The sequence below is a fragment of the Microcoleus sp. D3_18a_C4 genome, from assembly GCF_036702415.1.
Lineage (GTDB): Bacteria > Cyanobacteriota > Cyanobacteriia > Cyanobacteriales > Microcoleaceae > Microcoleus.
This window is the reverse complement of sequence record NZ_JAUBTI010000044.1, coordinates 23,444-44,845: the sequence shown is the minus strand read 5'-3', so window position 1 is coordinate 44,845 and position 21,402 is coordinate 23,444. Positions and strand designations below refer to the sequence as shown.

Sequence of the window (21,402 nt, the reverse complement as noted above, 5' to 3'; positions counted from 1 at the left end):
AACTCACTTTAACCGAAACGAATCCAGGAAAGTTTTGGCTCGGGTTGGCGAGTCTGACACCACGATGATTAGATACAAGGTTCCTGGTGCAATGATGCAGCGCTTTATTAGCTTCTGATTTGGATATTTCTCGCTGGTGTAATTTAGTTCAATTCCCGGATTGCCGTTCAACGCAAATTTTCGTTGGCTAATAAGCCTATAATTCGATTGTGGTTTCGCCGCTATGTCGGCTAGTAGATTCGCCTCCTTTCCCCTCACTTTTGCTGACATATCCCACAAGGCTACGGTGAAAACTTCTTGCTCGGTGCGGACTGTGTAATCTTTTTGGGTTCCATTCCCCATTAAGTTTCTTTCGATGTTTCCGATGGGCATTAGGATTGAAAATTGCTCTTCTTTTGGCGATAGTAATTTCCATTCAGCGAATGCGATAGTCTGGATGTGCGATATCTCGCCTTGTGCTGAGGTTGAATCCCCGGTTGCTGGATAACTGAATCCTGTAGCCAGTAAAACTGTCATAGCAATTAATGGTTTTTTCCACCAAGACATAAGCAGGCTTACCTCTAAGTTTATCCTTCGATCTTACGGGGTTAAAGGTTATTCAGCTAAATCTTGACCTCTGCAAGTATTACGTGCGCGCTCTCCTCTATTAGGCGTTGCTGAATACAGGTATGAATCAAGTTTTTGGAATGGCTATAAGCCAAGTAGAGTGAGTTTTGTAACATCAAACGAAAAGTTTATTCATACCGTGAATCAGCAACGCCTATGCCTTTTCCGGTTGTTGCCGGAGAACTCACAAGCTTTTTGAACTGGGCAAATTCTACCTTGCCAACGATCACCAAAACATCGGTGGATGCAAGAAAGACCCGCGTCGGTTGCCTCCGCAAAATCCTCCTCAATAGCTGGAGCTACGGCGCGAGATTGGTAGCCGTGAGCCTGTTTGATTCTATGAGCTCCGGCATGGGCGATCGAGCTGTCGCTCAAGCCGATCGCTCGCTACCCAGGTGTGGCGACAGCAATTGATGCCAGTGCTGCTAGGAAGTTGTCACAACAACAGGAGCAATGTGAGCAATCGGCACAGTCGGAGAGCGGGTAACACTCAAGCCCCTTGACACCTATGATGCCCCATTCATAAAGGTGCATTATTTTTTGTCTGCACGTAAAAGTCAGGTTTGTGATCACAAAACCATTGCTTGCTACCGATTGAGAACAGCCAAAACCAGCCTCAACAGGCAAAGGCAGTCCTTGCACCAAAAAGCAGTAATTTGACCGAAAAAGTCAGGCATTTGCAGGATATTTGCAGGTATTTGCAGGTAAAGTGCACCCCCTGCAAACCCCTGACTTTATACTGCACTTGCCTGACTTTATACTGCACTTGCCTGACTTTATAATGCACTTGCCTGACTTTAGCTGACGCAACAATTAGCTATTTTTTAGCCCTTTTAACAAAATCCGAATTGATTTAATAGTCAAGTTACAATACCTAAGTTGAATTAAGAATCAAGTTGCTGCATCTGAATTGAATTAATAGTCAAGTTGTTGCATCTGAATTGAATTAATAGTCAAGTTGTTGCATCTGGATTGAATTACAGCAAGCGTATCTTTTCGTTTGGTCACTCAACTCAAAACCTGGACGCACCTTTGGGGTACAGCCGAGATACCTGCAAAATAGGACATGACGTAAAGTTTTGTAAATATAAGACAAAATGACTTGAAGTAGCAAAGCCTGAAATGTTTAGCAGTAAAAGATTTCCGCTTTTTGGGTCTGTACGAGGGCAGAGTAGTAATACTACTCTGCTCTACCTGACTGAGTGTTGGCAGCTTCTGTAGGCGGAAGGGACATTGAAAAGCGGCATTGTTACAAAACTTTACGTCGTGTCCTCGGAAAGCCCGTATCTCGGCTATACCCCTATCTAGTCCAAACTGTCGGGGAGATAATTTTAGCTGATAGATCATCTAAATAGAAATCGTAAACAGGTTCTCCTGATAATTCACAGCAAAGAGGTTCAATAATTTTAGTGAACGGATTCCAAACTACTGTTACAGTCCGTTTCGTTTTCTTTCTTTGCAACTCACATTGAATATGTACTGTAGGTAGATGGATAATCATTGCACTGTGCAACCAAGCTTCTACACTCATTGCATAACGCTCTTGGATATCTAACAATTTTCGATCTAGCTCTCTATTAGTAGCTTCAATTCGAGCTAATTCTTTGTCTAATTCATCACCAATCAAATTTTTTAACTCAATCTTGTGGCGAATCCCAGAGCTAATCGTGTTGTAATAATCCTTGAGTCTTTCTTCATCCCTAGCTCTTGCTCTTGTTAATTTAGCCTGCCAATTATCTAAAGATTTTCCAATCAATATTCCACTTTGATGTTCGATTAACTTCAACAACTCATCAAAAGGAATAGAAAATGGTGTTTCTTGATTATCCACATCCATTCTGTCAGACTCCCAAAATAAAGCATCCCCAATTTGTACTGGTGTTACTCCTGTTATTTCATTGATAATAAACGAAACTAGACCAATCCTTTTTTCTTCGGCATTCGCTGTGTAAGCCACATTACATAAAATGTAGCGAGTGGTTGATGGTTTAGCATCTACAAAACGAATTAACCCATTTTGAGGTTTGAATCTCTCTGGTATGCTTTTGTCAAATCCCGTAGCTTTTAGATAGCCATCAAATTTTACACCCAAGGCACTAATCTGCCCTTTAACAGCTAATAGTTCAGATAATTTATTTAATACTTCTGAATGATAAGTAACAAAAACACTTTGAGGTACATCAGTGATAGTTGTAAAAGTTACTTCTTCTGGTAGAGAAAGTAACGAGGCTATGTTTTCATTTAACAGCGCATTTAAAACGTGTTCCCCAGCCGGTTCAGCTATTCCGTCATGGAGAGCTACAATTTTTTCTAAAGTAGTAATTATTGGGTCGGATAACATATTTAATCAAATCAATTTTTCAAGCTTCAAAATCTTCGCCAAAAATCTGTTCATCCAGTTCTTGAATTTGCTCATATTGTTTTTGGGCTTTCAACAAATTATCTGCCAATTGCTCAAAGGCTTGATCTAATTCGGGTTTAACTTGATGCTTAAGCCAGATATCCATGACAACTTCACTAAAGTCAAATTCATCATCCACATTGCCTAAAATTGTTTCAATTTCTCCGACTACCAGTTCAAACATATTAATTTTGTCGTGCAGTATCCGCAGAATATACTCTTCGATACTGCCTTTGAGACAGAAGTTAAAAATAAAAACATCCTGGGTTTGTCCGATGCGGTGGATACGACCAATGCGCTGTTCAATTTTCATTGGGTTCCAGGGCAGGTCATAATTAACGATCGCATTAGCAAACTGGATGTTACGTCCTTCTCCCCCTGTTTCCGATGCTAAGAGTACAGAAACATTATCCCGAAATGCGGCTATAGCCTCATCTTTCTGTTTAAGGGACATTCCGCCAGTAAATTCTGCAAAGGGGATATTTTCCGCTTGCAGCGTTTTAGCTAAATAGGTGCTAGTTGCTTTATGGGTTGTGAAAACTAAGGTTTTCTGGCGAGATTTGGAGAGCATCTCTACTAAGGTTTTTGCTTTCTCGACCTGCTTGACTTGGGATGCTCGTGCAGCTAAAGACTTCAGTTCTTCATCGGGTAGGCGGATAGTCAGTTGCTTGAGGGAGTCAGCTAAAGCATTAGGGGATGAACCCGCTCGCATTAGCAAATTAGTACGGGAGAGTCTGTCTAGTTTGTCCTCTGAAGAACGTAGATACTTGCTCAAGTCTTGGTAAAGTTTCTCCTCTCCGGCTGCCGGGGTAACGGTAATTGTGGTGGCGAAGCGTTTGGGCAGTTTGACATCTACTAGGGCGCGGGTATTTCGTACCATAACTTCCCGCATCAGAGTGCGTAACTTTTCGGGATTTTTAGGGACTCGTCCATTCTTGGAATTGACGTATTCTTTTTTAAAAGCGGCTTCTGTTTGTAGCAGTCCCGGTTTGAGGAGGGTTAGCAGATTAAACAGTTCCACAAGGGAGTTCTGCACTGGCGTAGCAGTAAGCATGAGGATAAACCGCTTATTGAGGGCGTTGACCAGTTTCCAGTTGAGGGTACTGCGATTTTTTAGATGGTGTGCCTCATCGACAACAACCAAATCCCAAGTACGACTGGTGACGTGAAGATAATGTTTAGCAGACTTAGCCGTGTTTAATGAAGCGATAATTCGCGGATTATTTGTCCAAAATTCGTCTATCGGTTGTTGTGGGTCACGGTTATCTGTGGTGATAGTAGCGATATTAAATTTGTCACTTAACTCTGATTGCCACTGGGAAACTAGGGATGCCGGAGTTAACACTAGGATGGACTTTACCATTCCCCTAGCTAAGTATTCGGCGATGATTAGTCCCGCTTCAATGGTTTTACCCAATCCGACTTCATCCGCTAGTAATGCCCGTCCACCCATTTGTCTGAGGACTTTTCGGGCTGTTTCAATCTGATACCAGTATTTGTCGATAGCAGTTAATGTGGGTAGGCAAATGAGTTGGTCATAGTCTGCCATTACCGAGAGGTTAAACAGGTCTAAACGCGCTTCGTAGAAGTTAAGGGGGTCGTATTTACCAGCTTTCAGGGCTTCTAAGGCAGTGGAAGGATTGAATTGAAATGTATAGTTTTTTTCCATATTTATAGTTTTTCCTTACTTGGTCTGCTAAACAGACCTGTCCGCTAGCCTAAAAGCTTTGCTAGGTAATAAGTGTAGTCATTATCCTTAGCGTTTGAGGCTAAGAATACGGGCGACCCACGGCTAGAACCCTTTATTGTACAGCAAGCGTTATGATGCTTGGTAGTGATACGGAAGTAGTGGTGAGACATAATCCTTGTCCCATAAGCAATACGGAGGACAGTTTTATATCTAGTCGAGTCTCCGAAACCCTTACTGGCTATATGCTGGACTATTTTTTCAAGGTTTAAGTAAGCGCGCACTCGTTTCAGAAAATGCGTAAAAAATGGCAGGGCTTCCTCGCCCTCGGCGGTGCTGGGCCGTTAAAAAACTGTCCGAAGTATTGATCAACAGGTTTTATCAAACATATTGATTGTTTTATGAACCTAAGCACTTTGTTTAAATTCTAGACAAATTTAAGGTAGCAACAATTAATCCAGTTCAATGTTTGGGATTGGCTGTTTGTGCTGTTGGTTATTTTGTTTGTGACTTCGCTGTTCTTGCTCAATTAATTGTATCCAGATATCATTCCAACTTGACTGTGGACTGACAACTTCTGCATTTTGCAGCAGCGCGAGCGCATTTTGAGCGAGCTGAGAATCTTCTGCCAGTGCTATAATAACGCTATCAAGTTCTTGTAAGAATTGTGTAGGCAGTTGTGAAACTCGTTCAATTCCTATGTAAATTGTGGGGAGTTCTGTTGCAGAGTTATTCGGATTATTTTCTAGTTCAATCAGCAAAATTGAAAGGGCTTCTATTGGGTTACAGGTAATCACAGCTCTCTCAATTTCTCCGGTAATGGCTACCCAAAAAGCAGCTTCAGATGGCAGGGGATGCGTTGTAGTCCAGTTGCCTCTTGCATCGAGAACAAAAGCGAACCGGGCTTCCCCCTCAAGCGTCCGTCCTGTAAAGACAGCCTTTTCTGAGTCGGCATACAGCCAAGAATGAGCGTGCAATAAATCGAGTAACTCTAAAGGTAAACTGTACTCGACTGCTAGATGCGATCGCACTTTTTGCCACTGATTTTCATTCCTTTCAGGCAGGATTGACAGTTGTAACTCTAACTCATTTGCTGTTGCAGGAGTTCCAGGTGCGGTTGCTGCTAGCTCAGATTGTGACAACTCTAACTCATTTGCTGTTGCACTCGTTGCAGGTACGGTTGCTACTAACTCGGATTGTGACGATTCTAACTCATTTGCTGTTGCAGATAGGGATCCTACTAGCTCAGATTGTGACGACTCTAACTCATTTTCCTCTGCCTCGCTGGGGGCGATAGCTAAGTGTTGTGGCTGCATTAAAGCATCAATTAGGGCGTTATCTCGCCCTTTGTCATAGCTAACGCCTCGATGCTTCTGCAATCCAGAAAAAGTGTAGGCTTTACCCAACTGAGTACCACTTAAAGCAACTCCATCTAATTTGTAAGAAATGCCTTTATTGAAGCCGATTCCAGTTCGAGTCAATCCGACTTGCACCTCTACGCCTTGTTGCTGCAACCGCTCAACGAATTCTGGCATACTTGGGTTGTCTTGGGTAACTTCATCAATTAGGTCTTGCAATTGCACTCTGACACTCTTATTTCCCTTGCTTTGTAAATATCTGTGTTCTCCTGTAGTCGGAGCTCGCTTATCTATTTCCCAACTGGGTGCAATAGTTTCTAAATTGTAGTCTCGTTCAAGCTGGCGAATAGTTTCTTGGCTTTTGTAATAATCCCAGCTATCGTCAACGATACTTCCATCTAGGCGAATGCGACTGGCGACAATGTGAATGTGGTCATGGTTTGTATCGTTGTGCTTGACAACTGCATACTGGTTGTTGTCAAATTCCATCGCTTTCATGTAGTCGGCTGCAATCGCCAGCCAGCGCTGGTCATTGTCAACATCTACTTCTAGTTTCTGGGTAGAATCGACAGATAAAGTAGCATGAAATACTGCTACTTTCAGGTTAGGTCTTAGGTAAGGATTCAGGTCACTCAACTCCTTGCTGGGCAAAGACTTTAGATATGGAGCTTGATACTAAATCAATCTTTATTCTCAATAAACCACGAAAAACTGTCACTTCTCCTCGTTTATTGACAATTAACCACGAAAGACAAAAACCCTTATTTTGCCCTAAAACCCTTGCCAGACAAGCGTTGGAGCCGCAAGTTTTTAGACCTGAATCCTTACGGTCTTAGTTGTCGGGCAATCCCAAATTCAGCAGCCAGTTCTTCAGGAGTCTGTCCGCACATAGTACCGCCAATTAGAGCGGCGTCTTTTTTGCCCAGCACGTAGTTCAGACAGCCCCGAAAGCCTGTACCTTTGATTTGTTTGCCAATCATAACCGTTTTGCAGTAGGTTTATTGCATCGATTGCTCAGGCTTGTTAAAAATTAGCGGACTGTAGAATTGGCAAGGTTTGCAACTATTGTTTTAATTGTAGTTTGGTTTTCTCGAATGAATTGCTGTACGCTTTCTAAGAGTCCTGTATTGACAACAACTGGTTCTCCCAATGCCACAGCACTATTGCAAGCTTTAGCAATTTGATTGAGGTTGTTTCCGGCAACTCTAAGTTGGGCATTAATTTGGCATAAAACTTGATAGGCTTTCAAGTCAAATACAGTTAGAGGGCGTGGCATGGCTCTTTTCAAAGCTGCACGACGGATGAAGTCGCTCATACTCAAATTTACTTGGTTCGCTAATGTTTGAATTTGGCTATAATCCGAGTCAGTTAGGCGAATGTGGATATGGTTTGATAGCCGTTCTCTGGGTCTTACTTTCAGTAAAGTTTTCATAGCTTTTAATCAGTAAAAATCTATTGCCAAGATACAAGTTAATAACTGTAATCGACAAGCGCTATTCAGGTGAATTTATATCCCCCAATTGGAGAGGGCTGTTTAGACAGTTTATTAAGGTAGAGACTGACTATAATTTTCTTTATTTGTATAGAATAGTGGGTTGAGGTGCGATCGCACTTGAATAAGTGATGAGCTTGTTGAATTGCTTTTGAAGCATTTTCTCCCTCTAATTTCTTATAGCTGTATAATATTCAGCTTGAATTGTAGTACAAATAGTTACAGTTGTCATTAAAGCTTAAAAAAGTATTAAACCCGACCTTATGGTTAGGCTTCCGTAAAAGGAGGGTGCATTATTTCTATTTCTGCACGTAAAAGTGCGATTTGTGATCACAAAAACATTGCTTGCTATCGCTCATCTCTGCTTTTTTCCTTGGTTTCCCAGCTTGCATAAATTTGAGTTTTTGTGAGTTTTCATGAGTAAAACTATGCAAGCTCAGCTTGAACTATTAGCTGAAGTCGAAGCAGTATTTGCAGCAAAAAACTCACAAAAACTCACAAAAACTCAAATTTATGCAAAAAAAATCATGAAAAGCCAGTCCAAAAAAGTTAATTTTGAGGTTTTTCCCTGTCCCGGTACGCTTAATACCAATTTAACAATTTAACAGCAAACTCTACAATCCTATTTTAAGCAATTGTAGCAGAGGCAAAGCGTGCTCCCGCACTTTTGTACAAAAAAAGTGAAGTGCCTCAATATTTTTTTGCTGCCAGAATGCTAATAGCGTTACTTCCGCAAGCCAGTGAAATTTGTAGTCAAAGCAAATGCGGCGAAACTTGTTAAACTAGGCAATTTGAAGGCAGCGACAATTGTGGGGCGTTGGTACGGTTGTACTTGATTTCAGAGAGAGCGCGTGAGCCTCGCGCCTCTAAGTTTTAGGCCGTAACGATGCTACCCAAGTTCAATGGGGACAGTTGCGGTAATTGATGCCAGTGTTGCCAGAAAAGTCGCCACAACACTAGGAGCAATCGGCACAGTTGAAGAGCGGGTAAAACCAAGCCTTTTGAAACACTTGGCTAACATCGCATCAGTGGTATTGATTGGGAGGCACAGTTGAAGAGCGGGTAAAATTAAGCCCCTTGACACTCCATCTCTAGTTTTTAGGTGTTTGTGGCGATAGCTGCACGGCGATCGATTCAAAGCCAAATCTTTGTGGTGATTTGAATTATTTTGACTTTAAAAACTACAACTCGCGACTCGACTCCGCTGCCCTTACTCGAATATCCGAATCTGCCGGATTGTCGCTACCACTGGCTCACCATTGACCCTATCAAGTCGATGCTCGCTGTGATTATCGTTCGTCCGACAGCTAGCAAGAGCGCGATCGCCTTGCACTTAGGATTACCGCATTCATGAGGGTGCATTGTTTTTGTTTCTGCGCGTAAAAGTCAGGTTTGTGATCACAAAAACATTGCTTGCTACCGAGAAAGAACAGCCATAACCAGCCTCAACAGGTCAAGACACGAACAGCACAAAAAAGCAGTAATTTGACCGAAAAAGTCAGGCGTTTGCAGGATATTTTCCGGTAAATACAGGTAAAGTGCAGCCCCTGCAAATACCTGCAAACGCCTGACTTTATACTGCACTTGCCTGACTTTATACTGCACTTGCCTGACTTTAGCTGACGCAACAATTAGCTAATTTTTTAGCGTTTTTAACAACAAGTGGATTGATTTAATAGTCAAGTTACGATACCTAAGTTGAATTAAAAATCAATTTAAGCAAGTGCGAAAAAATTGGTAACACAGTAGCCGTTATCTAAATTGAATAAAAAATCAAATAAGGAGTATGAGAAAATTGGCAACACAGCAGCCGTTATGTCAGCCTTGACAGTCGCGTAAATTGCTGTTGTCGGACTCGCGCTTTGCAATCGGCTAAACTGTTGTTGTCTGATAAAGCTTGACAGTCGGCTAAACATTTATTCCCTGACTTGGTTTACAGCAGTCGCTCGACTCCTAGCTATTAATGGCGGTTATAATTCTCCACCCTATTAGTCCAGGTAGTAATTTCTAAGTAGGTAGGCGGGATTAAACCGAATAATGTAACAGTATGTAAATAGGCTTAAGTCAGCCAGTAGAGAGCATTTGAACACTTTACATCGTTTACATAGTTGCGTTTTAAAGCGCCGACTTACTTAGGCGTAAAGAGCGATCGCTAATATATTTCAACAACAAAATAGTTGGCAGTGCCTGTCCCATACCTTACCGCTCTTATTGATGTATTTGGGCTTCAGTCGCGATCATCGCCGTCGTTCCTTATTCTATATCAATAAGGTTTGAACTGCGGGTAAGCAGTATGCTCAATATTCATGGGGGGTGGATATTTTTCGTCTGGACGCATTAGTCACGGTTTGCGATCGCAAAACCATTGCTTGCTACCGAGAAAGAACAGCTATAACCAGCCTCAAAACAAAAATACACTCTCGGCACAAAAAAGCAGTAAAGGGACATGAAATTGCAGGCGTTTGCCGGATATTTTCGGATAAAAACAGGTAGAGGCCAGTCCCTGCAAATGCCTGTATTCTCACTGATTTTGTACAGTACACACCTGATTTTATACTGCAAATGCCTGACTTTAGGGCACACAAAAGATTAGCTAATTTTTTGGTGACGGCTTCGATCAACGGTGCGAGTCGCGAACAGATAAGTCTTCTGGCGGGCGATCAAGTTACCGCATCAAGCCGATCGCCTGGTTCATTCCGTGTCAGCACGAAGAAATCAAAAAACGGGGCAACGATCGGCAATCTGCTTAAACCGGGCAAGTTCTGCCTCGCCGACGATCGCGTAAGAAATTTATATTAATGGTTCTATCCCTTCTAGCCGTAGGAAATATACGCGACCGGATGCGTCGCCTGCGACAATTGTGGCTCCATCGGTGCAACAACGCAACAGGCGATTGGGCGTAAGCGTGTTTATTGATGCCTACATCAGTTTGATTTTGAGGCAAAACAAGGACAACGAGCTACAAGTCACTGAAACCGGACAATTTTGTGTGGTTTTTTATTGACTGTCAAAATTAGCAGCTACCCTCCGAGCGTCGGCGAATCAGTTCGCCTATCCGCTCACGCACTACGGCATCCTCAGAGGCTAGCCAAGCGGTAATGGTGGCGACACCGTACCGAGTCCCCGGCGCACCCCAGCCAAACATCTGTGTAATCAGGGTTTGAAGCTGTTGTAGGTAGTATTCGGGCCACCAAACAGTCGCAATTTCTCGCAATTTTTCGGCATCGGCGGGGGCGATTAATTCCGGCTCTGGCGCGGGTTGCAAGGATTCTGGTTCTTGCGGATTGCCGGTAAGTGCGATCATCGGCGGAGCCGATAGCGCAGAGAATGTCGTCCGCTCCGATTCGGTTAAAGCGGCCCAAACTTTCTCGCGGTTTGCAGCTCCCCTGGCACAGACATCTTTGAGAATTGGCAGAATGTCGGCCGCTGCCCGTCGTGCAGCTTCGGGGTCGGGTTCTGCCGTTGCCACACGAATCATCTCTACCAGGTTGAGCTCATCTTCGTTAAGTTCTGCGGGATTCGATGACGGATTCGGTGACGGATTCGGTGACCGGTCACAATCGGCTACTGGCAAGGGTTCGGGCGATGGTGACGGATTCACCGATACCTCATTATCTGCATTGCTGATAACACTCTCGTTGACCTCGACGGGAGCTTTTTTTATTTCTGTTTGTATTTCGACATTTTCTTCCCCTTGAGATAAGGGTTTATCCGTCACCGAAGCTGTAATCGTCTCTGAGTAAAGGTTCTGACCCGTCACCGGAACCGTCACCGACCCGTCACCGCATCCGTCACCAGCTTTGCAGCGCAATTGCAATTCGTAATCGTAGGTCGGGATATGCTCGTCTGCTTTGGTTCGGAGACGCAAACCTTTGATGATTTTGCCTATCTTGGTATGCGCTTTTTCTATCTGCCATCCGAGGATTGTGCTGGCGCATTCAATTAGATTGGGGCTGAAGTTCTTCACCGCCTGCGGTTTGTGGCCCTGGTCTGCACAGTATTGGTGGTAAGCCTGATAAAGCGTACCTTCAGCATTAGGGGAATCCCCTATGCTGGTTTGAGCGAATGGGTCTAATATCAATTTGTCATTGAGGAAGCCGGCCACACTATCCTCCCGAATCTTGCTCTCCCAGAATTGGGCCCCAATCTCAGGAATATCCATCACACCACGCAAGGTATTCTCCACCCAAGCATCATCAAGTGAGAGCAGGTAATTGGTAAAAGCCGCCAGTTCTGGCAGGAATTCCTTGTCCAAATCCCGACGGGTTCCGACGGCAGCGCTAAAAGGCACAGAGATTGTACGGCGGGCCATGCCACTGCCTGAATCAGCGCCGAAAATAGGGAACTCTGAGGCGACAACAACCATGCCTTCAAACTTGAATTTAAAAGGTTTCTGACCCTTCTCTTCAGCTCGCAGCCAATCCCCGCCCGTCACCTGTTTGAACTTGCCTAGCGACCGCGTTCCTCGGTTTTCATCTGGGAATATTAGCAGCCGTTTACAGTAAGCTTGGGCTGCTTCAAAGCGATTGTTGCACCAATCCTCTAAAGTGCTGCTGTGCGTATTTTCTATTCCAATTAGCGCTACTAACAACCGAATAAATGTACCCTTTCCACTGCCTCCGATACCGATTAAGTGCAAAAACTTTTGGACTTCCGCTCGGCCTTTAAGAACAGCAGCAGCAAAGGCTAACAGAAGATTCTGCACATGAATGTTGCCGTGTGTGGCAAAGTCTAGCCATTGTCTGATTTTTCCCCACTCAGTATCGACAACTGAGTGCGGGCGTGGCAACGCCCATGTGAATTTGTAGCCGGGGGAGTGGGGATATAATTTGCCCGTAGCAATCTCTAAAGCTCCATTCTGAAAGGGAAGTAAGCCAGCTTTCGACTTCCATTTCCGCTCTATTAATTCATGTCGCAGGAAACGTTTTACCGAGCTGACGTAAGTTGGCGGTAGGTTTGTTAAGCCCTTAGATTTGATGATTTGGTAGATAATAGATTCAACGTATTCATCCGTTTCTGGACTCCAAATACCCGGTGTATCGGCTTCGTAGTGATACCAGCAAAGCACTTCATTGTTGAAGGCAAGCTTATCTCGATAATCCTCTGCTATCTCTCTCGACATCGCATCAGCGCTAGGGAATTTGCTTTTCTTCTCGCCATCGGCATCACCCTCTTTCTCGCCAAACAGTTTTGCTTTGGTGAGGATTGCTCGGAATTCCTCAATCCCTTTGTGCTGAATAAAATCGTCCATCCCTTTAAATTCACCGTTCGGGCCTTTCTCCCAGTCGCCTGTGACACTTCTCACAGGCACATTGAATTTAGCCAATTGCTTGGCCAATTTCCGCTCGGCTGCGCGGACATTTTGATTTGTGGCCGCATCAGCATCAAAGCCAATAATAAAGCCAAAACCAGCTTCTGCAAGCCTTCTCAGTGCGGGCACTAGAAATCGCTGATTTTCGGGGTCGCGGGCTTTACCTGTGAGGCCTTGCTCTACTCCCAGCAAGGAAATCGTAGGGATACCATTTGAACACCCGGCAATGGCTTTGAATACTCCCTCAGTAATCAGGATGTAGGGTACACCATTGATATAAAAAGCTTCTCGCTTTAGGGCTTCAATCTCCCAGTAGAGCGGGTTGTCGGGGGATGGGGGGAGGAAAGCGTCAAATTCTCCGCTTGGGGAAAGGTATTTCGGGGGTTCCTTTTTACCTCGCTTCGGCTCCCGGATATCGGGTCGGTATTGTACTTGCCCATCTTTCCCCATAAATAGGATGCCCGGTGATTTTACTGAATACCCCAAATAATGTGAAGCTTGGGCGATGCTGGCACTGTGGCAGCAGGCGCGGACCCAATCATTGAGTAAGCCTCTACCTGAGATGTGGGCTTCGTGGTCGGCGGTGAGGGATTTTTTGTCAATGCTGCATAGCGTTCCTAACCCCTTCACATCCGGCGTGGATTGCGCGGTATCAAGTCCTTGGCTTTCTTGTGTAGATTGTGTGGTACTCATTACACCGCACCCCCGATCACAGCTTCAAAATCAACAGCAGAAAATTCCCGGTTAGTTGTCGTATTTAGCGGGGAATATAGTGAAATTGAGTTACAGCGTAGGTTTGAAGACTTTTTGAAGCTATGAAAGCTATGGGTAGTGTCAGATTTCGGGGAACCTGCGATCGTACCGCTACAGCTAGCCAGCAAGTTAGCACGAAGGCTAGCATTAACCGCCACGTCGCCAATGGGGCGCGTGTTTCTTGAAACCAGGTGTGACATAATATTGGTAAGAGCCGCCCTTTATTGCGGTGTGATTCCTAACTTTGTTTGAAAAACCCGCCAAGATTTTTGTTGGCAAAGTTAGGGTGTATAAAAAATCGTAAAAAGCGCTGGAAAGCTTACGCTGCCAGCGCTTCTTCGTTGTGTTCGTGCGAATTAGTGCCGTTCTCTCCGTTTTCTGCTAGCAACTGGCAATGTTTTTCGGCGGCGTGCCGAATGTAAAGTTTTAAAGCTTCATTGATAAAGCCAGAGCAAGACAGGGAGAAATATTCGGCATAGGTATCGCAGTTGGCGACAACTTCTGGTTGCAGCCAAACTGCAACTTGTACTTTGTTTTCCGAATAGAGCATACGGTTTGCCTCAATAATCGATCAGCAAGTAAATAGATTCTAGCACCTGAAAGTCAGTTGCGATCGAACCGTGTATTTGGGCAGCAAAACAGGTGCAAACCTTACTGGCTCGATCGTCCAGCTCCCCAAAAGAACTTGTAAGAGTTCTTGCATAAACAGTTTGGACTGTGAAGAGAGGACGAACAAATATCAGTTATTCGCAAACGCAAAGATGGTTCGGAAATTTGAGTAAAAGTACGGGGCAACCGATGGTTAGCAAGCAATTTTGACTTATTTACGACTTTACGCAAAGTGGTAAATTTTACGCAAAAAAACGGCAGCTTGAACTATTAAAAACAAATAAATTCCAATAAATTCAAGTAAATTCAAGCCGATCGCCCGCAACTCCCCGCAACTCTCCGCACCGCCGATCGTCCGCGCCGCCACAACTCCCCGCAACTCTCCGCACCGCCGATCGTCCGCGCCGCCACAACTCCCCACGGGCGATCGATCCAGTCTCTAGTTCGGTTCGGTTGGTGGCAAGCCAGCGCGAAAAATCTGTTTGGCTGTCAACTTCAGTTGTGGGAAAGTTAGCGACTCAATCAGGTCATCTCCCCGAAACTGGCTGATTTGATACTCGCCGTCAACCAACTGGTAAACCGAGAGAGTGGGTTGTTTGGGATTGCCAACGAACCGCCGGCCACCCAAAGCAGCATAGTCAACAACCCAATATTCCGGGATACCCAATTTTTCATAATCGGCAAACTTGAAATGGTAATCATCCTGCCAATTAGTGCTAACGACCTCTACAGCCAGCCGTACAGAAGACCCCATCGTGATGATGGATTCCCTATCCCAGCGCGGTTCGTTTGCGAGAGCCACTTGGTCTAAGACAATTACGTCGGGCTGATAACCTGCCTCATCACGAATGGGTTTAAGCAGACAGTCACCGGGGATAAAGTAAGGCAATTTCAGTCGCCTGATTTCTGCACTGATTTCATCCCTGGTAAAACCTGTAACACGGGAATGGGGGCCAGTTCCTAAAGGCATTTCGACAATTACTCCTTTGTGTAGCTCGTAGCGGCGGACTGAGTTCTCTGGATACCAGGCCGCGAACTCGTCAAATGTGACTGTCTTGGTTTGGGTTTGGATCATGGTTGCCTGTTTCCTTTGCTAGACATTTGCTAGATACTTGCTAGATAGTTGCTAAATAGTTGCTAAATAGTTGCTAGACATCAACTAGCACCTTTACTGACCTTACCCCGCTTGGCTTTCGCTGCTGTCGCTGGTTCCGATTCTGTTGGCTCCGATTCTGTTGGCTGCGGGTCGGGAGTGCGATCGGGAGTTTATACCAAGCTTTGTTAAGAAGCCGATCGCCCGCACCGCCCCAACTTCTCCACGCTTGATCGGCAGCCGCTTCAGTTTTGCCCGCCGCCGTTGCCACGGTTTCGGAGCTGGTTATTGAGGTACTGCCAGAGGTCGCGAATTTCTGTTTGAATGATTCGCATTTGCTCTCGCCATTCGTTGTTCTGCTGGGAAATCAGCCTCAGCGCTTCTTGATGGCTCCCGATTGCTGAAACCAGACCGTCAAAACGTTGAGCCAGTCGGTCAACGCGATCGGTCAGGCGATCTATGGCTGTCGCATTGGCAAGAGTTTGAACTTCCAACCGCCCGATCGCTTCGCTGTTGGCAGAAGTCTGAGCTTCCAGCCTGGTCAGAGCCTCGGTGTTTGCCTGCTGCTGCACTGCGGTGGCGGCAAGGATTGCTTCTATTCGGTCTAATCGATCGGAACTGTTCATTTACTTCTTTGTAATAAAGGTCAAGGAATGGCGGTCGGCATAGTTTGGGTTGAATTGTGAGAATTTAATGCTAGAGGGTTACTAGACATTAACTAGCACCTTTACTTGCCTTACCCCGCTTAGCTTTCGCTGCTGTTGCTGGCTTTGCTGCGATCGGCTCCGGTTCTGTGGGCTGGGGGTCTGCGGGGCGATCGGCAGCATCTGCTAAGTCAGCCTCGGTATTTTTTAAAGAATGCCGCTTGCGGTACTCTGCAATCGCTTCTCCTAAAAGGATTGCTGCCATCTGGCTTTTGGTACGCATTTCGCGGTTAGCTATCTCATCTAAAGCTTCCCAAGTTTCATCGGGAATTACAGCATTTAGTTTTCTACTCATTAGTTCATATTCAATATCTCTCCTTCCATCATGCTATGTTCTGTCACCTTCTGTTTTGATTGTACTATGTGTAACCATGATGTGATGTGCTATGATGGCAAACATCAGAATCGATTCCAAATCGATTCTGAATTGATTCTCCCAAAGCAGGCGAAACTATGGAACTTAAAAACCAGGCTGTGATTGACGTAGAGGTTACAGAAATCGATTCCTCTCTCAGAGAATCGATTGAACGTTGGTACTCAGCGGCGCAAGTGCAGCGCATCCTTAATTTGAATAAGTCTGGGTTGCAGAAGGCGATTGCCAAGCTACAAGATATCTACGGCATTGAGCTTAAAGCCTTACGGCGTGGGGGTGCGCGGGCCACTCAATACTCTGAGCTTGCCCTGAAAGCTTGCAAACTACTGAATGCTGGAAAACTCAGCGAACTCCGCAAGCTGGTAGAAGCCACACCGACCGCACCTTCTGCGACCCCAGCCGGAGCATTGACAATCAACGAATACACCCCAGCATTGGATCAACGCATCACTCAACTTGGTCAAAATGCTGCAACTACCTCGGCATCTTTGAATCAGTCGGTTATGCAAGTTCTGGCTCAAATTGCCTCAGAGAATGAAGCGGCACAAAAACGTGATTCTGACTTAAGCCAAGCCAGAATCAACGCAGCACAGAACCGGGGCGCAGCACAAGGCTTGGCAATATTTCAAGCTGAACAGAAGGCACAAAACGAAGTATTAGCGCAATTGCGGGCTATGCAGTTAGGGGGAGTAGAATAATGGCTTTTTTTAAAGTGAAAGTCAGCCGGGAATGCAACACAACGAGAACCTTTAATGTTGTGGGAAACCGCCCACAGGAAGCTATACAGGCTGCTGCATTACAGTTGCGAGATGAAGGTGTAGCGGATGCTGTAGCGATTGCAGTAGTTGGTCAAATTAGTAGTTTGAGGGAGTAAAAATGGTACGAATTATTAACGGTGTGGTGTTTGAAGACGGTAAACCCGGCAAACGGGTTATTAACACGAACGGTGGTAACTATGTCGAGAAAATCGAGGGTGATTTTATCGCTGGCACAGTTATCAACCAACACCAACACCAACACCAACACCAACACGCAAGGATTTGTCGAAAGACGGTGATGATGCAATTGACGTGAAATCTGAGGAGGTTTAGGCGATGCTTGATGATGACAAAGACTTCGACAAAAACCTGACAAAGATAATGGTTAGCGGTGCGTTATTGACCAATGCTCTTGTCTTTGCAGTTGGCTTTGACACAGGCTATCAATCTGGCGCAAAACGAGTCCCGGAACCGACAATTATTCACGGAAACGTCACGATTAACAACAGCATTAATCTGAATTCAGATGATGCTGGAAGCGTTTCTAAATAGGAGGGCTTGAGCAATGACCAAAGTTTTTGAAATTACGTCTGAATCCAATCCAGAAATCTGGGCAATGTTGCAGCCGCCTGTTACCGATGAGCCAGAGCGTCCGTGCATCAATTGCGATAACCTCGGATTCCCGGAGTGCCAATTTATGGCCGTTGGACTGGATTTGGCAACGGCGATCGAACTTTCGGAAAGCTGGCGACGCGGTGAATTTCTGCCCGTTATTGGTCATCCGGCGGGCGATCGAGTATCTGACAAGCTCAACCAAATGACAAATCAAAGCCAGCCGATCGCCCTGAGAAAGTAAATCGGCTGGCCGCGTAAATCATCCCCTAGCTTGCGCTGGGGGAATCATCTAAGGAGATTTTACTATGGATTTTGGACGAGACACTAGCAGCGTAGCAATAAGGAACCCCGCAGCAGGTCACAGCCCATACATTGACGAGAAGGCGGGCGAGTGGGCTGACACCGAGGCGGACATTCTCTCTTACTTGAGCGATGTTACGAAGCTTGAAGCGATGGCAGATAAAGCAGCCAATGCCGAACAGCTTGCCTTAGTTTTAGAACCCTTCCTTGATAACGCTACAAGCTACTTAGAGTCGCTGGAAAAAATCAGCGATGGTCAGGTCAGATGGACAGAAATTAGGAAAAAATTCGGCTCCAAAGTTGCAAATGCCATCGCTAAAATTCGCAAGCTCAATGCGGAATTCGGCTCGGAGATGGAGCAACTAGACGCGAAAGACCGTGCAGCGATGCTGAAGATTGAAACCAAGCGTCAGCACGGACTAGCCGAGATTGCTTCCGAGCTCACAGGCGACTTACAGGCCGAGCTTTGGCGACACGAGAACAAGATGGAAGCCATCGCAAATCGGGGTGAGGTGGCAGAGAAAAGGCAAACAATTCAAGAATCGCTCCGAGAACGCCGACAGAAGCTGCTCAGTCGCGCAACAGTCGGCTCGGATAAAGGGATTCAGGAGAAAGTGCCAGTGACTATTGGATCTGCCAGCAACAACAGCGCCAGCGTGTCGGCAACTGGTTCGCCTAGAGGATTTGGGGGCTGGTTTGCGAATGTAATGAATTTCAACAACCGTTAAAAGTGAGGGGACTATGCACGAAGGTTTTATCGGGGCAAGTCCCCTCTCTTTTGTGGGGGGACAGCACCAACAACAGCAACAGCAGCAATATCAAACTACAGCAGCACCAACAATTGACCAACCGCAGCCAGAGGAAACCAACGCCGAGCGCCAGTACCGGGACGCTGCCAATCTCTGTGAAGTAGTAGCGCCCACAGTCTTAGGTTCGGCAGTGGTTTTTATGTTCCATTCAATGCAGGTTGCAGGCGGGTCAATTGTTGCAATTGGTATCTACCAGATTTACTTAGCAGCCAAGATTACCGGGCAATCTAAGCATCGCTTACCTACTGCAATTGTCGGCGTTGGAGTGACGCTTGGCATGATTGCTAGTCTCGCTGAACCATTATCTGAATCGCAGCAAGTAAGCGATGTAGAACCACGTCTGGAGACAGGTATAAAAGAAATTCAGACGGTAAAAAAACCAACTTCTAGCAACTTTGATTACTTGCCTTCAATTGCGCTTGTGCTTATCGTTTTCTGCCTAATGTTCAAAGCCAAAGGAGGGAGCAAGTAATGACACCATTAACCGAAAAACACGCTCAATTACTTAAGTCAAACCGCGCACTACTTCTGACCTTTGAAAGACTCCCGGTTGGCGCTAAGCTGTCGGCAGTCGGCTTGGCACTGATGCTGGGGGTGTATAGCGGGATAACCGCAATCCAGGGGACGGCAAGCAATCGGGTGCAACTTTGCATCCGTAACAAACAAGCCTTGCAATGTCTTGATAAGGCAGGCAAACCCTACATAATGACCGAGTACCACGCAGAGAAGTGGAAGGCTAATCCCAACCTAATTTTCCATAAGCAAATACCCGCCACAAATCCACATAAAGCATTATGGATGGCGCTTGCTGGTTGCAGTTTTTGGATTGCAGGTGTTGGCTTGAGAAGTCTGCAAAACTCCGAGCGTCAGCTTGCAAACTATGAGCTTCTTACCGAAAAACGCGACCTAGCAAAAGGTCAACTGGCGGCTCGTACTGAGCTGCTGGAAGATTACCGGGCAATGAGGATTAAAGAAGTACAGGCCGAGGGCGATGTGGAGGCGGTCGCGAATGACTGTGCGGTGGTTTTAAAACAGTGTGAAGTTTTGGGTGAAGCCGATATCAGAATTGCTCAAATGGAAGCTGAGGAAGCAGTTTTCGAGGCGGAAACTGCGGGATTGTCTGAGGATAAAAAGCAAGAATATATCGCTTTTCTGCGGAACCAAAAGAATCCCTTTCAACTTCAGCTAACGGGGACACAAACATTTGACGGCATTAACAACCCTAGCGACAAGGTTGAATCTTCAACAGCAGCGATAATTGAGTTAAGCTCCAACCTTGAGATAGCTCGGAAAATAGCAGCCAGAATCCTAAATTCCCTAGCGGGCATCAATACATCAATCTTCCTAGCTGGCCCTACTCGCACTGGCAAAACTCGCACTCTGCACAAGTGGCTGCGAGACACAAAGACGCGCTTTCCGCAGGCTGAAATCTACGTGATTGCCCAAAAATACGAAGATTTTCCCGGCGTTCCTCGCAACCGAATTGCCATATTTGACCCGCTATTTCCAGAGGAGTCGATGAAGTTTCTGGACGAAGTTTACGCGAAGTTGCAGAGTCGGAAATCCCAACCAGCAACCGAGGAAACCTACCGCAATCGACCAATTAAATTAATCCTCGAAGATTGGTTTGCTACTCACCAGTGCTTAGTGCAGAAACGAAATGCACAGCTATGGGAAGATAAGGCTTCCAAGTTGGGAAGTATCGCGACTGTTGGCGGTCAGTACAATGTGGGGTATTTTATTTGCACCCAAACTTTTAACCTTGCATCAAGTGGAGTCGCTGACTCAAACATCCGTCTCAATTTGGCGCTCATAGCTCAAGGTTTGGTGAGAACTACGAGCAATGATGAGGAGCAAGGTTCTTATGGAGTAATTGAACAGTTGTTAAACAATCAAAGAGTCATCGCCAGCAAGGATACCAGAGACAAATTAACCTCTGATTTGAAGCAATTAATTCCTATTTCGATGGCTGAGCAAACCCCAGTCATCCTCTCCACAATTGGCAACCCAGTATTAGGTTTGATGCCGGAAATTGAATTGAGCTTTGGAGGCAACCAGCCATCATTTGACGATGTTCCGACTGTTCCGAATTCTGATATCTCGGAACAGGCTGGAACGCCTTTAGACGCTCTCGGAACAGGCTCGCAGAATCCCGGAACGCCTTACGGAACAAGAGCGGAACGCATTTCAGCTATGTTTGAGGCGATCAAGGCTGGAACACACCAAACACCAGTTTTCGCCCCTGATTCTCCCCTGGAACACGAAGAAAAACTCGAACTAGCAAAGCTTGTTATTGAGCAAAAATTAGGACTCAAGAAAACGATTTGGGTACTTTGGGGTGTCACCCGTGGCGGGCGCAATCATCAGCTATTCGTAGAGGCCAGAAAAATGCTGAAAAATCTCAAGGGAATCAGTGATAGCGAGGATGACTTGAGCGAGGATGATTTGGACGACTAATAAGCATTAATCGGGGTGACATTATATCCACTAAAAGAGGACAAAACAATGGCTAGAAGTGCAGAATATATCACCT

At 45.5% G+C, this 21,402-nt stretch carries 26 protein-coding genes; 13 read left to right on the top strand and 13 right to left on the bottom strand.

The features are described from left to right. Positions 1-3: 3 nt before the first annotated feature. Positions 4-546 (bottom strand): hypothetical protein, encoded by a 543-nt coding sequence (locus QUB16_RS19170; protein WP_333318475.1) that lies wholly within the window; start codon positions 544-546, stop codon positions 4-6. A 216-nt stretch (positions 547-762) separates the two neighbouring features. Here QUB16_RS19170 and QUB16_RS19165 point away from each other — a divergent pair, with 216 nt between their 5' ends. Further along, complete coding sequence (locus tag QUB16_RS19165; RefSeq protein WP_333318474.1) at positions 763-1,020, top strand: hypothetical protein; 258 nt, start codon at positions 763-765, stop codon at positions 1,018-1,020. Between the two features lie 886 nt (positions 1,021-1,906). Here QUB16_RS19165 and QUB16_RS19160 read toward each other — a convergent pair. The 5 genes from QUB16_RS19160 to QUB16_RS19140 all read right to left on the bottom strand — a co-directional run bounded on the left by QUB16_RS19160 (position 1,907) and on the right by QUB16_RS19140 (position 7,484). Then, a complete protein-coding gene (locus QUB16_RS19160) occupies positions 1,907-2,947 on the bottom strand; it encodes a hypothetical protein (RefSeq protein ID WP_333033453.1) in 1,041 nt (346 codons plus the stop codon). 19 nt (positions 2,948-2,966) lie between these two features. After that, on the bottom strand, positions 2,967-4,676 hold the full coding sequence (locus QUB16_RS19155; protein WP_333078719.1) for a DEAD/DEAH box helicase: 1,710 nt from the start codon (positions 4,674-4,676) through the stop codon (positions 2,967-2,969). Between the two features lie 470 nt (positions 4,677-5,146). Beyond that, on the bottom strand, positions 5,147-6,688 hold the full coding sequence (locus QUB16_RS19150) for a relaxase/mobilization nuclease domain-containing protein (RefSeq protein WP_333318472.1): 1,542 nt from the start codon (positions 6,686-6,688) through the stop codon (positions 5,147-5,149). 188 nt (positions 6,689-6,876) lie between these two features. Further along, positions 6,877-7,032, bottom strand: a complete 156-nt coding sequence (locus QUB16_RS19145; protein WP_333318470.1) for a hypothetical protein — start codon at positions 7,030-7,032, stop codon at positions 6,877-6,879. Positions 7,033-7,082: 50 nt separating this feature from the next. Further along, positions 7,083-7,484, bottom strand: coding sequence for a plasmid mobilization protein (locus QUB16_RS19140; protein ID WP_333318468.1), 402 nt, complete (start codon positions 7,482-7,484; stop codon positions 7,083-7,085). 476 nt (positions 7,485-7,960) lie between these two features. Between QUB16_RS19140 and QUB16_RS19135 the strand changes: the two genes are divergently transcribed. Beyond that, entirely contained in the window at positions 7,961-8,149 is a 189-nt protein-coding gene (locus QUB16_RS19135; protein WP_333318466.1) for a hypothetical protein, read from the top strand. Between the two features lie 563 nt (positions 8,150-8,712). Next, positions 8,713-8,898: a hypothetical protein gene (locus tag QUB16_RS19130; RefSeq protein ID WP_333147938.1), complete on the top strand. Its 186-nt coding sequence runs from the start codon at positions 8,713-8,715 to the stop codon at positions 8,896-8,898. Positions 8,899-8,960: 62 nt separating this feature from the next. Here the strand turns inward: QUB16_RS19130 and QUB16_RS19125 are convergent, their stop codons facing one another. Then, positions 8,961-9,149: a hypothetical protein gene (locus tag QUB16_RS19125; RefSeq protein WP_333318464.1), complete on the bottom strand. Its 189-nt coding sequence runs from the start codon at positions 9,147-9,149 to the stop codon at positions 8,961-8,963. 957 nt (positions 9,150-10,106) lie between these two features. Here QUB16_RS19125 and QUB16_RS19120 point away from each other — a divergent pair. Beyond that, entirely contained in the window at positions 10,107-10,343 is a 237-nt protein-coding gene (locus QUB16_RS19120) for a hypothetical protein (RefSeq protein WP_333318462.1), read from the top strand. Positions 10,344-10,557: 214 nt separating this feature from the next. On the opposite strand, the gene QUB16_RS19115 is transcribed toward QUB16_RS19120, so the two are convergent. Continuing rightward, on the bottom strand, positions 10,558-13,548 hold the full coding sequence (locus QUB16_RS19115; protein ID WP_333318460.1) for a phage/plasmid primase, P4 family: 2,991 nt from the start codon (positions 13,546-13,548) through the stop codon (positions 10,558-10,560). A gap of 122 nt (positions 13,549-13,670) precedes the next feature. Here QUB16_RS19115 and QUB16_RS19110 point away from each other — a divergent pair, with 122 nt between their 5' ends. Next, on the top strand, positions 13,671-13,793 hold the full coding sequence (locus tag QUB16_RS19110) for a hypothetical protein (RefSeq protein ID WP_263053643.1): 123 nt from the start codon (positions 13,671-13,673) through the stop codon (positions 13,791-13,793). A 134-nt stretch (positions 13,794-13,927) separates the two neighbouring features. Here the strand turns inward: QUB16_RS19110 and QUB16_RS19105 are convergent, their stop codons facing one another. From QUB16_RS19105 to QUB16_RS19085, 5 genes are all read right to left on the bottom strand, one after another. After that, the gene (locus tag QUB16_RS19105; protein WP_015179864.1) at positions 13,928-14,158 is read right to left on the bottom strand and encodes a hypothetical protein; all 231 of its coding nucleotides are present in this window, start codon (positions 14,156-14,158) and stop codon (positions 13,928-13,930) included. Between the two features lie 282 nt (positions 14,159-14,440). Beyond that, complete coding sequence (locus QUB16_RS19100; protein ID WP_333318457.1) at positions 14,441-14,638, bottom strand: hypothetical protein; 198 nt, start codon at positions 14,636-14,638, stop codon at positions 14,441-14,443. Between the two features lie 18 nt (positions 14,639-14,656). Further along, the gene (locus tag QUB16_RS19095) at positions 14,657-15,292 is read right to left on the bottom strand and encodes a Uma2 family endonuclease (protein WP_333318455.1); all 636 of its coding nucleotides are present in this window, start codon (positions 15,290-15,292) and stop codon (positions 14,657-14,659) included. A 263-nt stretch (positions 15,293-15,555) separates the two neighbouring features. Beyond that, entirely contained in the window at positions 15,556-15,936 is a 381-nt protein-coding gene (locus QUB16_RS19090) for a hypothetical protein (RefSeq protein ID WP_333318453.1), read from the bottom strand. Positions 15,937-16,024: 88 nt separating this feature from the next. Beyond that, positions 16,025-16,309, bottom strand: coding sequence for a ribbon-helix-helix domain-containing protein (locus QUB16_RS19085; protein WP_333147908.1), 285 nt, complete (start codon positions 16,307-16,309; stop codon positions 16,025-16,027). A gap of 158 nt (positions 16,310-16,467) precedes the next feature. Between QUB16_RS19085 and QUB16_RS19080 the strand changes: the two genes are divergently transcribed. From QUB16_RS19080 to QUB16_RS19045, 8 genes are all read left to right on the top strand, one after another. Beyond that, positions 16,468-17,085 carry a hypothetical protein gene (locus QUB16_RS19080; protein WP_333145241.1) on the top strand — a complete coding sequence of 206 codons (618 nt, stop codon included), beginning with the start codon at positions 16,468-16,470 and terminating at the stop codon, positions 17,083-17,085. Beyond that, on the top strand, positions 17,085-17,261 hold the full coding sequence (locus tag QUB16_RS19075; RefSeq protein ID WP_333318451.1) for a hypothetical protein: 177 nt from the start codon (positions 17,085-17,087) through the stop codon (positions 17,259-17,261). Before QUB16_RS19080 ends, QUB16_RS19075 begins: the two co-directional genes overlap by 1 nt. 2 nt (positions 17,262-17,263) lie before the next feature. Continuing rightward, the gene (locus QUB16_RS19070) at positions 17,264-17,461 is read left to right on the top strand and encodes a hypothetical protein (protein WP_333318449.1); all 198 of its coding nucleotides are present in this window, start codon (positions 17,264-17,266) and stop codon (positions 17,459-17,461) included. 20 nt (positions 17,462-17,481) lie between these two features. Next, positions 17,482-17,697 carry a hypothetical protein gene (locus tag QUB16_RS19065; RefSeq protein WP_333318447.1) on the top strand — a complete coding sequence of 72 codons (216 nt, stop codon included), beginning with the start codon at positions 17,482-17,484 and terminating at the stop codon, positions 17,695-17,697. A gap of 13 nt (positions 17,698-17,710) precedes the next feature. Further along, entirely contained in the window at positions 17,711-18,001 is a 291-nt protein-coding gene (locus QUB16_RS19060; RefSeq protein WP_333318445.1) for a hypothetical protein, read from the top strand. 64 nt (positions 18,002-18,065) lie between these two features. Continuing rightward, a complete protein-coding gene (locus QUB16_RS19055; RefSeq protein ID WP_333318443.1) occupies positions 18,066-18,788 on the top strand; it encodes a hypothetical protein in 723 nt (240 codons plus the stop codon). A gap of 13 nt (positions 18,789-18,801) precedes the next feature. Beyond that, positions 18,802-19,341: a hypothetical protein gene (locus QUB16_RS19050; protein WP_333318441.1), complete on the top strand. Its 540-nt coding sequence runs from the start codon at positions 18,802-18,804 to the stop codon at positions 19,339-19,341. Continuing rightward, the gene (locus QUB16_RS19045; RefSeq protein ID WP_333318439.1) at positions 19,341-21,326 is read left to right on the top strand and encodes a hypothetical protein; all 1,986 of its coding nucleotides are present in this window, start codon (positions 19,341-19,343) and stop codon (positions 21,324-21,326) included. The genes QUB16_RS19050 and QUB16_RS19045 overlap by 1 nt, the downstream gene beginning before the upstream one ends. Positions 21,327-21,402: the final 76 nt, after the last annotated feature.

Coding starts and splice junctions, on each gene's coding strand:
- QUB16_RS19170 (WP_333318475.1), bottom strand. CDS start 546: ATGTCTTGGTGGAAAAAACCATTAATTGCTATGACAGTTTTACTGGCT.
- QUB16_RS19165 (WP_333318474.1), top strand. CDS start 763: ATGCCTTTTCCGGTTGTTGCCGGAGAACTCACAAGCTTTTTGAACTGG.
- QUB16_RS19160 (WP_333033453.1), bottom strand. CDS start 2,947: ATGTTATCCGACCCAATAATTACTACTTTAGAAAAAATTGTAGCTCTC.
- QUB16_RS19155 (WP_333078719.1), bottom strand. CDS start 4,676: ATGGAAAAAAACTATACATTTCAATTCAATCCTTCCACTGCCTTAGAA.
- QUB16_RS19145 (WP_333318470.1), bottom strand. CDS start 7,032: ATGATTGGCAAACAAATCAAAGGTACAGGCTTTCGGGGCTGTCTGAAC.
- QUB16_RS19140 (WP_333318468.1), bottom strand. CDS start 7,484: ATGAAAACTTTACTGAAAGTAAGACCCAGAGAACGGCTATCAAACCAT.
- QUB16_RS19135 (WP_333318466.1), top strand. CDS start 7,961: ATGAGTAAAACTATGCAAGCTCAGCTTGAACTATTAGCTGAAGTCGAA.
- QUB16_RS19120 (WP_333318462.1), top strand. CDS start 10,107: ATGCCTGACTTTAGGGCACACAAAAGATTAGCTAATTTTTTGGTGACG.
- QUB16_RS19115 (WP_333318460.1), bottom strand. CDS start 13,548: ATGAGTACCACACAATCTACACAAGAAAGCCAAGGACTTGATACCGCG.
- QUB16_RS19110 (WP_263053643.1), top strand. CDS start 13,671: ATGAAAGCTATGGGTAGTGTCAGATTTCGGGGAACCTGCGATCGTACC.
- QUB16_RS19105 (WP_015179864.1), bottom strand. CDS start 14,158: ATGCTCTATTCGGAAAACAAAGTACAAGTTGCAGTTTGGCTGCAACCA.
- QUB16_RS19095 (WP_333318455.1), bottom strand. CDS start 15,292: ATGATCCAAACCCAAACCAAGACAGTCACATTTGACGAGTTCGCGGCC.
- QUB16_RS19090 (WP_333318453.1), bottom strand. CDS start 15,936: ATGAACAGTTCCGATCGATTAGACCGAATAGAAGCAATCCTTGCCGCC.
- QUB16_RS19085 (WP_333147908.1), bottom strand. CDS start 16,309: ATGAGTAGAAAACTAAATGCTGTAATTCCCGATGAAACTTGGGAAGCT.
- QUB16_RS19080 (WP_333145241.1), top strand. CDS start 16,468: ATGGAACTTAAAAACCAGGCTGTGATTGACGTAGAGGTTACAGAAATC.
- QUB16_RS19075 (WP_333318451.1), top strand. CDS start 17,085: ATGGCTTTTTTTAAAGTGAAAGTCAGCCGGGAATGCAACACAACGAGA.
- QUB16_RS19070 (WP_333318449.1), top strand. CDS start 17,264: ATGGTACGAATTATTAACGGTGTGGTGTTTGAAGACGGTAAACCCGGC.
- QUB16_RS19065 (WP_333318447.1), top strand. CDS start 17,482: ATGCTTGATGATGACAAAGACTTCGACAAAAACCTGACAAAGATAATG.
- QUB16_RS19060 (WP_333318445.1), top strand. CDS start 17,711: ATGACCAAAGTTTTTGAAATTACGTCTGAATCCAATCCAGAAATCTGG.
- QUB16_RS19055 (WP_333318443.1), top strand. CDS start 18,066: ATGGATTTTGGACGAGACACTAGCAGCGTAGCAATAAGGAACCCCGCA.
- QUB16_RS19050 (WP_333318441.1), top strand. CDS start 18,802: ATGCACGAAGGTTTTATCGGGGCAAGTCCCCTCTCTTTTGTGGGGGGA.
- QUB16_RS19045 (WP_333318439.1), top strand. CDS start 19,341: ATGACACCATTAACCGAAAAACACGCTCAATTACTTAAGTCAAACCGC.